The sequence below is a fragment of the Streptomyces sp. NPDC021093 genome (assembly GCF_044333135.1).
Classification (GTDB): Bacteria; Actinomycetota; Actinomycetes; order Streptomycetales; family Streptomycetaceae; genus Streptomyces.
Window position 1 is genome coordinate 577,821 of the sequence record NZ_JBIRQJ010000003.1, and the last position, 11,587, is coordinate 589,407.

The 11,587-nt window shown below is 70.6% G+C and carries 9 protein-coding genes; 8 read left to right on the top strand and 1 reads right to left on the bottom strand.

The genetic code is table 11. The features are described 5' to 3' along the window. Positions 1-536: 536 nt before the first annotated feature. From ACH4SP_RS11245 to ACH4SP_RS11275, 7 genes are all read left to right on the top strand, one after another. Complete coding sequence (locus ACH4SP_RS11245; protein ID WP_398413045.1) at positions 537-1,013, top strand: hypothetical protein; 477 nt, start codon at positions 537-539, stop codon at positions 1,011-1,013. 596 nt (positions 1,014-1,609) lie between these two features. After that, a complete protein-coding gene (locus ACH4SP_RS11250; RefSeq protein WP_398413047.1) occupies positions 1,610-2,413 on the top strand; it encodes a DUF6193 family natural product biosynthesis protein in 804 nt (267 codons plus the stop codon). 381 nt (positions 2,414-2,794) lie between these two features. Next, complete coding sequence (locus ACH4SP_RS11255) at positions 2,795-3,532, top strand: helix-turn-helix domain-containing protein (protein ID WP_398413049.1); 738 nt, start codon at positions 2,795-2,797, stop codon at positions 3,530-3,532. A gap of 69 nt (positions 3,533-3,601) precedes the next feature. Next, a complete protein-coding gene (locus ACH4SP_RS11260; RefSeq protein ID WP_398413051.1) occupies positions 3,602-5,047 on the top strand; it encodes a CoA transferase in 1,446 nt (481 codons plus the stop codon). 181 nt (positions 5,048-5,228) lie between these two features. Beyond that, complete coding sequence (locus tag ACH4SP_RS11265; RefSeq protein ID WP_398413054.1) at positions 5,229-6,440, top strand: CaiB/BaiF CoA transferase family protein; 1,212 nt, start codon at positions 5,229-5,231, stop codon at positions 6,438-6,440. A 61-nt stretch (positions 6,441-6,501) separates the two neighbouring features. Next, positions 6,502-7,674, top strand: coding sequence for an acyl-CoA dehydrogenase family protein (locus ACH4SP_RS11270; protein WP_398413056.1), 1,173 nt, complete (start codon positions 6,502-6,504; stop codon positions 7,672-7,674). Continuing rightward, complete coding sequence (locus tag ACH4SP_RS11275) at positions 7,671-8,723, top strand: acyl-CoA dehydrogenase family protein (RefSeq protein ID WP_398413059.1); 1,053 nt, start codon at positions 7,671-7,673, stop codon at positions 8,721-8,723. Before ACH4SP_RS11270 ends, ACH4SP_RS11275 begins: the two co-directional genes overlap by 4 nt. 257 nt (positions 8,724-8,980) lie before the next feature. Here ACH4SP_RS11275 and ACH4SP_RS11280 read toward each other — a convergent pair whose 3' ends face one another. Further along, positions 8,981-9,757, bottom strand: coding sequence for a MerR family transcriptional regulator (locus ACH4SP_RS11280; protein ID WP_398413061.1), 777 nt, complete (start codon positions 9,755-9,757; stop codon positions 8,981-8,983). Positions 9,758-10,061: 304 nt separating this feature from the next. On the opposite strand from ACH4SP_RS11280, the gene ACH4SP_RS11285 reads away from it, so the two are divergent. Continuing rightward, complete coding sequence (locus tag ACH4SP_RS11285; protein ID WP_398413062.1) at positions 10,062-11,291, top strand: serine hydrolase domain-containing protein; 1,230 nt, start codon at positions 10,062-10,064, stop codon at positions 11,289-11,291. The last annotated feature ends 296 nt before the right edge of the window (positions 11,292-11,587 follow it).

Sequence of the window (11,587 nt, forward strand, 5' to 3'; positions counted from 1 at the left end):
CACAGGGCTGCGGACGGTGCGGGAGTGTCTGGCGGTGATGCCGGCCGGCCGAGCCGGTGCCCGCCTGTCCCGGACTCTGGCGGCCGGATTGAGCAGGCCGACGTTGCTGCGCTTGTCCGTCGCCTTCCGTCGCCTTCCGTCGCCTTCCGTCGCCTTCCGTCGCCCGAGGCCTCGACTCCGCGGGTACTGTCGCCGGACCACACGACGCCGACGGTCGCTCCCCGGCAGCCAGGAAGCGGGTGTAGTCCCGCGCCCACGTCCGTACCACCTGACTTCACCGATCCCGTCCAGGAGCGCGAACGCCCCCGTACCGCCCCGCGAACGCACCGCGACCGGGGCACACCGGAACTCCCGGCCGTCTAACTGCCGCCCCCCGTGTCCAGGCGTTCCACCACTGCCAGCGCGTTCCAGGATGCTGCTGCGTGGGGTTGTCGCTGTGTCACTCGTCCAGCTTCGCCCGCTCGCGTGCCCGAACAAGAGCGGAGATGGTGAGACGGACCTGCTCTGGCGTGAAGTGTAGGAAGGAATCAGCTTTCATGCGTACGACCATCGCAACAGCTGTGGTGTCCGGTCTGCTGCTCGGCCTTGCCCCGCTCACCGCGGCTGTCGCTGCACCGTCGGGTGGCGACCTGCCCCCGGGGTGCAAGCGGCACAAGCAGTACGGCCACACTTTCGTCATCTGCAAGGGCGAGAACGGCAAGGACGGCGCGGACGGGAAGGACGGCCCCCAGGGCCCGGCAGGGCCGGTGCGCGCACCCCAGGTGCTGACGGGGCCCGAGCAGGAGGTACCGGCAGATACCTCGAAGGAGTATGCCGGGCCCGAATGCCCGTCAGGCACAAGCATCGTCGGCGGGGGGCACTACCAGGTCAAGACGCCTTCCTTCGCCCTGGTCCAGGGCGACCGCCCCGACGGTCAGCAGTGGAAGGTGTGGCTGAACAACGCCCACGTCGGAAGCGCCAAGACCACCGCCACCTCGGTCAAGGTCTATACGATCTGCCTGCCTGTCGATTAACACCTGCGCGGTCCAGCCGTCGGTCAGCTGCGCAGAGGGCCCGGCCCCCGCCTGGGGACAGGAGTGGCACCCGAGGCGCCAGCGAATGAACTGTGCCTCCGCCCGGGTGCCATTGGCGTGTTGGCCAGTAACTGGACCGGATGCCCCGTTCCCCGGATGAGCGCCGGGCCGCCGCCGTGTGGGGCGCCCCGCATACGTGAAGTCGGTGAGCGGGGCGGAGCGGGCCGGAAGGTCCCGCATCCGATTGCGGACCGGAGATTCCGGTTGGCAACTGCCCCGCCTCCACGGTGAGTTGTGGGACAACTCGGACGAGCAGCCGAAGCAGGGTGCCACCCGGACGCCGTGGGCCGCCACCGAGCAGCGGTCGTTGTGGCCGCGCAGGCCTACGGGTAGCAGTGCTCCCCGTGCGTGCGGGGATGAGTCCTTCGACCTGACGGTGGGCGTGCGGATGGTCGGCGGGCTGCCAGTGTTCTTCGGCGAGCATCTGCAGTTCGGGTCCGTCCCTGCGGGGTGTCCAGACCTTCCAGTGCCGTGCCAACGGCCAGAATGTCGGCGCGGGGTGGCCAATTCTGCAAGGCAGACGGCAGACTTCGGCGGTGAACTCACCTTCCCCTCGCCCTGCCACTCCCGCCGACGCTGATCTCTACCCGGATCTTGTGGCTGCCGGCAGTCTTGCCGCAGCTCTGGAGCTGACCGCTGCCGAGCAGGGGCTCGATCTGGATGCGGTGCTGACCCACGATTCGGACCCGCTGCGGTCAGCTGGGGTCGCCAGCACGGTTTCTGACCGGGAACCCTGCTGGATTTCCATCGGGTCGGCGAGCCGTTGGTTCATCATCAATGGCTGGCGGCAAGGCGTTCAGTTGCTCTCTGGGTCGACCTCCGATCTGGGAGAGCTGGCCCGAGCCGCGGCAGGTTGGCGTAACGGGGCCGAACTCCGCGAGATCCAGAAGGTTGCTCCCTTCATCGAGGTGAGTGACCTGGCCGAAGCGCATGAACGCGGTCCGGCCGCAGCGGTCAACGTGCAGTGGCGATTTCTCTTGGAGGACTTGCGCCAAGAGGCCGATCGGCTCGACCTTGCCCGCCGGACACTTGAGCTCGCTGAGGCCGCGTCCGCCGAACCGAAGCTGCGGCAGTTGTATCCGTTCACCAGTCACTGGTCGCTTCACTTCACCACCTGCACCGGCTTCCCGTACTCATGGGACGTGCCGTTCGTCGATCCGTTGAGCAACGGCCGCTATCGCGTCTGTGGCCCGTCCCGTGGAACAGTCATCGGCGAAGCCGGGACTGCGGAGGACGCTGTCGCACTGGTGGTGAATGGCCTTCCAGAAAACTGCGGACCGGCGGTCGCCGGGTCCACGAATGACCGGCGTCGGCAAGAGGGCACTTGGTCACCTGCGTGAGCGAAGGCCCCTCGACAGCTGTGGCGGCGTTCCTGCCGAATGGAGTGGGCTGCATGGTTCGGCCATGGTCAGCATGCCAACGGGAGTGCATCAGCCAGCAGACTTGGTGAGCTCATAGAGGTGATGGCACGTTGCGCGGCGGACGGCTTCGGCCCGGAGACGTGTCCTTCCGCCTTCACGTGAACCACCTTCTGCTGCCGTGCTGGTGACGTCTGCGGAGACCGGGGCCGAATTGCTCGTCGGGGTGGTGGGGGAGAATCGGCGGGCCGTGTCGGCGCGATCGGCCGATGACGGCACAAGGCCGATGACGGCACAAGGCCGACGACGGCACAAGAAGGACAAGGAAGCACAAGGAAGCACAAGAAGAACAAGGTGGGCGGGATGGGCGAGCACGGCCAGCGGCGGCGTCACCGTACGGTGGACCGGGTCGCGTGGATCCTGGAGGCCGCCGCGCGGGCGCCGGGCGGGGTGACCGTGGCCGAGTTGGCGCGGACGGTCGGGGCGCCGGCGAGTTCGGTGCAGGATCTGGTCAACGGCCTTGTCGCGACGGGCTTTCTGCTGGAACAGCACGGGCGCTTCAGGCTCGGGCCCGCCCCCCACGTCCTCAACCTCATCGCCGGCCGGGTCGTCCCGCGGATCAGCCAGGCCGAGCTCAGCGAACTGAGCCGTGTCGCGGGCACCCCGGTGCTGCTCACGGTGCGGGTCGGGCTCGACGCCGTGCACCTCGCGCGCGGCGGCGAGGACGAGATTCCCCGCCTCGTGCCGCTCGCCGACGAGCACATGGCCCGGCCGCTGCTGCGTACCGCCGCGGGCCGTCTGCTGCTGGCCTTCACCGACGAGACGGAGCGCCGTGGGCTGCTCGACGAGCTCGCCCGCCACGACCCCGAGGCGGTCGCCGAGTTCCGCCGCGCTCTTCCCGCGATCCGCGCGTCGCGGATCAGCCGCAGCGAGGGTCTGGCCGACCCCGAGGTCAGCGCGCTCGCGATCCCCGTCACCGACGGCCCCGTCGTCACGGGTGCCCTTGTGCTGACGCACCGGCGTCGTGGCCGCTCGGAGCGGCTGAGTCTGGACCGGGCGGCGGCCCGTCTCCTCGCGCACATCCAGGAGAGGCGGACGTGACGTCCGCATCGATTCACGGATATCCGTGAATGCGGGCGCTCCTACGGTGCCGGGAACGAGCATCCCGGCATGACTTCGAACACGCTGACCACGGCCGATCCGACGCCTCCGTCGTCCACCGGCGAGATGGTCTCCCGGCTGCTGCACACCCTCGGCGACCCCGATCCGGCCCGGGGAGCCGAGGACATCACCGTCGTCGGGGCCGATCCCCTGGTGCCCTCGGTGCACCGCCTCGCCGATGCCATGTCTGCCGCGATCGGTGTCTTCGGGCGGCAGACGGCGGCCGTCGGTGAACAGCGCGGCCATCCGCACCAGAGGGTCCAGGTGCAGGCCGCGGCCGCGATCGACCAGCTCATGGCGACGTATCGCACGACCCTCTCGGGACGCCCGCTCAGTGCTCTCCTCGACGATCCGACCCTGCTCGGCAACAACGACTTCTACCGGGCGCGCGACGGCCGGTGGATCTTCATCATCACCACCTATCCGCATCTGCGGGACGCGGTCCACTCCGTGCTGAGGTGCGGGCTCGACAAGGTGGGGATCGCGCAGGCCGCGGCCTGCTGGGATGCCTTCACGCTGGAGGAGGCCATCTGCGCGCGGGGCGGCGTCGCCTGTGTGGCGCGCAGCCGGGACGAGTGGCTCGCGCACCCCGCGGGGCGCCATGTCGCGCAGCGCCCGGTCGTCGAGATCGAACGCGTCGGTGACGGACCGGTCCGGCCTCTGGAGCCGATCGGTGAGGCCGATGAGGCGCTTGCGGGCGTACGGGTGCTCGATCTCACCCATGTCATCGCAGGTCCCGTCGCGGCGCGGCTCCTCGCCCAGTTCGGCGCCGACGTGCTGCACCTGTCGCGTCCCGACCGCCCCGACCCGATCCCGATGATCGCGATGACCGGCGGCGGCAAGCGCAACGCCTACTGCGACCTGCGCGACGATCACGACCGTGCGGCCTTCTACGACGCACTCCAGGACACGGACGTCTTCGTGCACGCCTACCGGGGACTTGCCCGGCACGGGGCGTCGACCGAGGAGCTTGTCCGGCGCCGCCCCGGACTCATCACCCTCGAACTCCACGCCTGGGGCGCCGACGGACCCTGGGGCGAACGCGGCGGGTTCGACCAACTCGCCTGCTCCGCAACCGGGTTCGCCGTCGAGGAGTGGACCGACCGGCCGTCGCTGCCGCCGACGTACCTGCTCAATGACTATCTCGCCGCCTACCTCGGGGCCGCCGCCGTCGCAACGGTCCTGCGCCGCCGTGCGGCGGAGGGCGGCTCGTGGCGGATCCGCGTGACCTTGGCCGGGGTGTGTCACTGGGTGCGGGAACTCGGACTCCTTGCGCGGGAGGACGTACTCGGCCTGCCCCGGCCCGGGTACGCGCCGCTCGCCGCGCTGTCGACCACGGGGACCGACTTCGGCCCGCTCACCGAACCGGCGACACCGTTCGCGTACAGCGGGCGTGCGGTCCCCCAGCCCGGTCGGCGTTCCCCGCTCGGGTCTGCCGCGCTCCGGTGGCGCTGAGCGCTCCGCGAGAAGTCCGGTGCGTCATCCGCGGGTCCGTCGTGGCTGGTCGCTCCCCCAAGCTCTCAACTTCGTTCGAGCAGGGGGCACCTCCCTCGCGGCGGAGCCGCACATGTCACAGCCCCGCGCCCCTTTCGGGGCGCGATCCCGTCCCCCTCGACACCCCAGGAGGCACCAGAAGATGTCCCAGCAGCCGAGCGGCCCCTCCGGCCGCGGACTCCTCGCCGGAGTCCGCGTCGTCGAACTGGCCAGCGTGATCATGGCTCCGTACGCCGCACAGCAGCTCGGTGACCTGGGCGCCGACGTGATCAAGGTCGAGCCGCCCACCGGTGACATGACGCGCCACTACCCGCCTCAGCGCCACCCCGGCATGGGCGGCCCGGCACTCAATCTGAACCGCAACAAGCGCAGCGCCGCCATCGACCTCAAGGCCCCGCACGGCCGCGACGCCCTGCTCGCCCTGCTGCGCACCGCCGACGTCTTCATCACCAACCTGCGCCCGCAGGCCCTGGAGAAGCTCCGCATCGGCTACGACGACGTCGTGGCCGCCAACCCCGGCCTGATCTACGCGAGCGCCCACGGCTTCCGCAGCGACAGCCGCCACGGCACCCACGCCGCCTACGACGACATCATCCAGGCGGCCAGCGGCCTGGTCTGGCTCAACCACCAGGTCTGCGGCCAACCGCACTACGTTCCCACGGTCCTTGCCGACAAGATCTGCGGCATGCAGATCGCCCAGTCGGTACTGGCCGCGCTGCACCACCGGGAGCACGGCGGCACCGGACAGCACATCGAGGTCCCGATGGCCGACACCATGCTCGCCTTCAACCTGGTCGAGCACCTGGGAGCGGCCGCCCTGGAGGCCGACGGAGAGTTCGGCTCGGCCCGCTCACTCAGCCCGCAGCGCCGAGCCCTGCGCACCGCCGACGGCTGGATGTGCATCCTGCCCCACAGCGACGGCAACTGGCGGGACTTCACCGCCTTCGTCAACCGCCCCGAACTGGCCGCCGACCCACGCTTTGCCACCGGCCCCGACCGGGCCCGCAACGCCGACGCGTTCTATCCGCTGCTCGCGGAGCTGACGCCGCAGCACACCAGCGCCGAATGGCAGGAGTTCTGCGACCGGGCGGGCATCGCCGCAGCCCCCGTGCTCGACCTGGAGTCCGCCGCCACCACCGCCTACGCCCAAGAGGGCGGCCTGCTGCACGAGGCCGAACACCCCACCGAGGGCCGCTACCGGGTCATCGGCCGCCCGGTCCGCTACTCGGCCGACCCGGAGCCGGAGCTACGGCCCTGCCCGGCCATCGGCCAGCACACCGACGAAGTGCTCCGCGAAGCCGGCTTCGACCCTGCCCTGCTGCACCCCACGTCCCTGCTGCACCCCACGCACTGACCGATTTCCGTAACGAAACGCAGCGCATCCACTGATTCACCAACCCGGGAGCGAATGAACCATGTCGCCTTCGACGCTTTCACCGATCGCATTCCCCGCTGTCGCCCTGCCCGAATCGGCCCGCCTGCTCCGCACCGAAGCCCGCGCCTTTGTCGAAGAGGAGCGCGCCCGCGGCACCGTGCTCGGCCGCCCCGACTCCTGGCTGGCCGGCTGGGACCCCGACTTCAGCCGCCGCCTCGCCGGGCGCGGCTGGGTCGGCATGGCCCTGCCCACCGAGTACGGCGGTGCCGGCCGCGGCTTCCTGGAGCGCGGTGTGGTGATCGAGGAGCTGCTCGCCGCCGGCGCCCCGGTCAGCGCCCACTGGGTCTCCGACCGGCAGGCGGGACCGTCCATCCTTCAGCACGGTACCGAGGAGCAGCGCCGCTTCTTCCTGCCGAGGATCGCCGCCGGACGGTGCTTCTTCTCCATCGGCATGAGCGAGAAGAGCAGCGGATCCGACCTGGCCTCGGTCGCCACTCGCGCCGAACGCACCGCGGACGGCTGGCGGTTGACCGGCACCAAGATGTGGACCGGCGGCGCCCACGTCAACGACTACGCCATCGTGCTGGCCCGCACCGACACCGCCGAGGACAGGCACGCGGGGCTCAGCCAGTTCATCGTCGACCTGCGTGCCCCGGGCGTGCGCATCGAGCCGATCCGGCTGATGAGCGGCGAGCACCGCTTCAACGCCCTGCACCTCGAAGGCGTCGACGTCCCCGACAGCATGCTGCTCGGGCAGCGGGGCGACGGCTGGAAGCAGGTCACCGGCGAACTCGCCTTCGAACGCAGCGGCCCGGAACGCTACCTGTCCACCTTTCCCCTGCTGGTCTCCCTGCTCCGCGAACTGGAGCAGCGCCCGGCCACGGCCGAACAGCTCACCCGGGTCGGCATCCTGACGGCCCGTCTGCACAGCATCCGCCAGCTCTCCCTCGGCGTGGCCGCGGCCCTGGACGCCGGAGCCCACCCCGACACCCAGGCCGCCCTGGTCAAGGACCTCGGCACCCGGCTGGAGGGCGCGCTGGTCGACACCGTCCGCAACATCCTGCCGACCCCGGCCGACCCACACGCCACCCCCGGCAGCCACCCCGAACTGCTCGCCTTCGCCCTGCTGCACAGCCCCGGCTACACACTGCGCGGCGGCACCAACGAAATCCTTCGCGGCATCATCACTCGCGCTCTGGAGCAGCACCGATGAACACCCACACGATCGACACAAGCGCCCCCGTCATCCCCGCCGACGCCTACGACACCACCGCCTTCTACGCCGATACGGACGCCATCGCCACCGTCACCAACACCACCGCCCCCGACGCCGTGGCCCTCCCCTCCCCGTACGCCTCCACCGCCGAACTCCTCGCCGCCGCCCAGGAAGCAGGACGCCGCGCCGTCCCCGCCCCCTTCGCCGAGACCGCCCTGGTCGCCCGCCCCCTGCTGCGCCGCGCCGGCCTCCCCGTCCCGGACGGCCCCCTCAGCTACGCCATCGCCCCCGAGCTCACCATCCGCTACGCGCACCAGGCCACTTCCCCCGTAGGCTCGGCCGGCTGCCTGGGCGACGACGACACCCTGCTGGTCACCGGCATCCTGCGCCGCGTCCCCTGGGCCCGCGCCGCCACCGCGGTGGTCGTCCTGGCCGCCGCCCCCTCCGGCCCCGTCCTGTTCACCCTCGCCCCCGACCAGGCCGTACTCACCCCTGGCGGCAACCTCGCCGAGGAACCCCGCGACGACCTGCACCTCGCCGCCCTTGAGATCCCCGCCTCGCAGGTCCGCCGGATCTCCCCCGAACTGCTCGACGAGGCCCGGCTCCGCGCGGCCCTGGCCCGCTCCGCCCTGATCGCCGGAGCCGCCGAACGCTGCGTCGACCTGACCGTCGCCCACACCACCACCCGCACCCAATTCGGCCGCCCGATCGGCCACTTCCAGGCCGTCAAGCAGGAAGAAGCGCGGCTGATCGAGGAGACCGCCCTGGTCCGCACCGCCGTCCAGGCCGCCGCCCCGCTGGACCCCGGCGGCCCGGCCGCGCACATCGTCATCGCCGCCGCCAAGACCCAGGCGTCCGCCTCGGCCGCCGAGATCGCCCGCATCGCCCACCAACTCCACGGAGCCATCGGCATCACCCGGCTCAACCCGCTCCACCTCGCCACCACCCGTCTGTGGTCCTGGCGCGACGAAGACGGCGACGAAACCTACTGGGCCCTCCGCCTGGCCCGCCCCCTCACCGCCACCACCCTCACCACCACGCCCTGACCCCGCGCCCTCCGCCCTGCCTCGCCGCCGACCGGCCCAGCCCGGCCGGCGGCTCAGGACGCCATGCCTGGGTGCGGAAGGGCACGGAACGCCTCGCCGAGCGAGGCGTTCCATACAGATCTGCCTCCCGGATCTCCGCGAAGGGCCACCGTCAGGTCAATGGTTGTACGTACGGCCGTCCGCGGGGCAGATCCCGGTTCGGACGCGGCGGTACGAAGCGGGCGTCTCGCCGCAGTGCCGGGCCTGCCGGGCGGTCGTCACTGATGCGGAACGGCGATGCCGGCCGCGCGCAGGTTCGCCTCGATCAGCGTGTTCAACCGGGCGATGGACGGTGACTGGTCTTCCCGGTGGTGGTTGACCATTCCGTACCGGGAGGCGGCGTCGGGCTGGTTCTGAAATTCGGTCGGCATCGCCAGCAGCGCGCGGTTGGTCAGCAGCTTGTCCGCCAGCGTGGACGCCAGCTCCTCGATCCGCGGGTCGTCCGGATCCCAGGACCTCGCATCCCAACCGCGCTTGGTCAGCTCGACGGACTCGGGATCGTCAAGTGAATGTCCGAGCCGGGTCAGGAAGCTGTCGAAGATCTCCGGGACCAGCGCCCGGGCCAGCACGAGAGCCTCCCGTTGACCGGCCACGTAGTCGGGACTGAAGCCGAGTTCGGCGAGTCGGTCCAGGACCGCGCAGGCCCGGTCGGGCAGCAGGGCCCGGTCGCCATGGTCGAGACGGTGCAGCCTGTCGCGGCGTGCGATCAGGTCGTCGATCCGTTCGGTGAGCTGGTGATGGATGTCGTCCAGGGTGGCGGCGAACGTCGTGGGATCGGCGTCGAGAAGGTCGCCGATCTCGGCCAGCGGCACGCCTGCTGCGGCCAGGGTCCGGACCTGGACCAGCCGGAACAGCTCGCCCGATCGGTAACGGCGGTAGCCGGAACGGTCGCGTTCCGGCTCGGCAACCAGGCCGAGCCGGTGATAGTGCCGCACGGTCTTGATCGTGACACCGATGAACGCCGCCGCCTGACCGATCGTCAGCCCGTCTGCCATCGGCTCAACACACCTCCAGGTCGCGGGCGGTTGCGGTCTCGCGAACCGCGTCGGCGACGGCCGGGAAGTCCGGACGAGCGCAGGGGTGAGGATATCGCGCACCAATTCCAGCCCATCCGCCCTGCCTCGCTGCCGTGGAGGAGGACCGGGACGCCTGCGGTCGGTGCCGGTCACCCCTTTGATCGCGACGGGGGGTTGACCTTGACCTTGGGTCAAGGCTGGAGGCTCTGCACATGGCCGCTCCAAGGGCCAGGCGGCCACCGGGGCCGCCGTGGGAACTCACACTGTGAACAGGAGATTCATCATGGGAACAAGCAACAGCGGCTTCTCCGACGCAGGGCTGCGCCGACTGCGCGAGGTGCTGGAACGGCATGTCGAGTCCAAGAGGATTCCCGGCCTTGTCGCCCTGGTCGGCCGCGGCGGCCGGACGCACGTCGAAGCGATCGGGACGATGCGTCATGACGGTGGCTCGCCGATGTGCCGGGACACGATCTTCCGGATGGCGTCCACGTCCAAGCCGGTCACGATGGCGGCGGCAATGATCCTGCTCGACGAGTGCCGGCTGCGGCTGGACGACCCGGTGGATCAGTGGCTGCCGGAACTCGCCGACCGGCAGGTGCTGAAGCGGCCCGACGGACCGCTGGACGACACCGTGCCGGCACAGCGGCCGATCACCGTACGGGACCTGCTCACCTCCACGTTCGGGCTCGGAGTGGACTTCGAGTCGATGGCTTCGCCGATCAGGGCCGCGACCTTCGAGCGTCTCGACTACAGCGTGGCGTCCGGGCCGGCGCCCGAGCCGGACGAGTGGATGCGCCGCCTCGGCGAGCTGCCGCTGCAGTACCAGCCCGGAGTGCGGTGGCAGTACGACCTCAGCAACGAGGTGACCGGCGTGCTCGTCTCCAGGGTCACGGGACAGTCGTTGGAGACGTTCCTGCGGACGCGCATCCTCGATCCGCTGGGGATGAAGGACACCGCCTTCCACGTGCCCGCCGACAAGATCGACCGACTGCCGCCCCTGTACGGGCCCGACCCGCAGACCGGCGAGTTCGTCGTGTGGGACGAGGCGGCAGGGGGAAGGTCCAGCGTGCCTCCCGCGTTCCAGGGCGCCGGCGGCGGGCTGGTCTCCACCGTCGACGACTACCACGCCTACTTCCGGATGCTGCTGAACCACGGGATGCACGGGAACGAACGGATCTTGTCCCGGGCCGCCGTCGAGCTGATGACGACCAACCGTCTCTCGCCCGGGCAACTGGCCGCCCGGGACGCCATGTTCAGCAACGTCGCCCACCTTTCGTCCGGCCAGGGGACGGACGGCGGCTGGGGCTTCGGGATGGCGGTGCGCACACATCGCGGCGACTACGCACCCATCGGCCAGTTCGGCTGGTTCGGCGGTACCGGCACCACCGCCTACGCGGACAGGACCAACCAGCTCATCGGAGTCCTGCTCACCCAGGTCGGACTGTCCACCCCGGACTCGCCGCGTGCCATGAACGACTTCTGGACCACCCTCTACCAGGCAATCGACGACTGACCTCCCTGCCTGGCCGGGTTCGGTCCCGACGGAAGACCTCGGCCGGGCTCCACCCCGCGGCGACTGCCGCCGGCCACGGTCGAGGGTTGTGGACCGTAGGCTCGGAGGTTCGCTCCGCACGGGTGATTCAGATCCGTTCGTGTGCCGAACTGCCGGATTCGGCCGGGCCTTTACGTTCGTGCTGTGTCGGCCCGGCTCCGCGTCCTCGGGCACACCTGCCGGCTACCTGCGCGACGCCGAGCGCAGCGCCGGCCAAGGGGCCACGGAACGATGACCACGATGAACGCCTCGCTGTC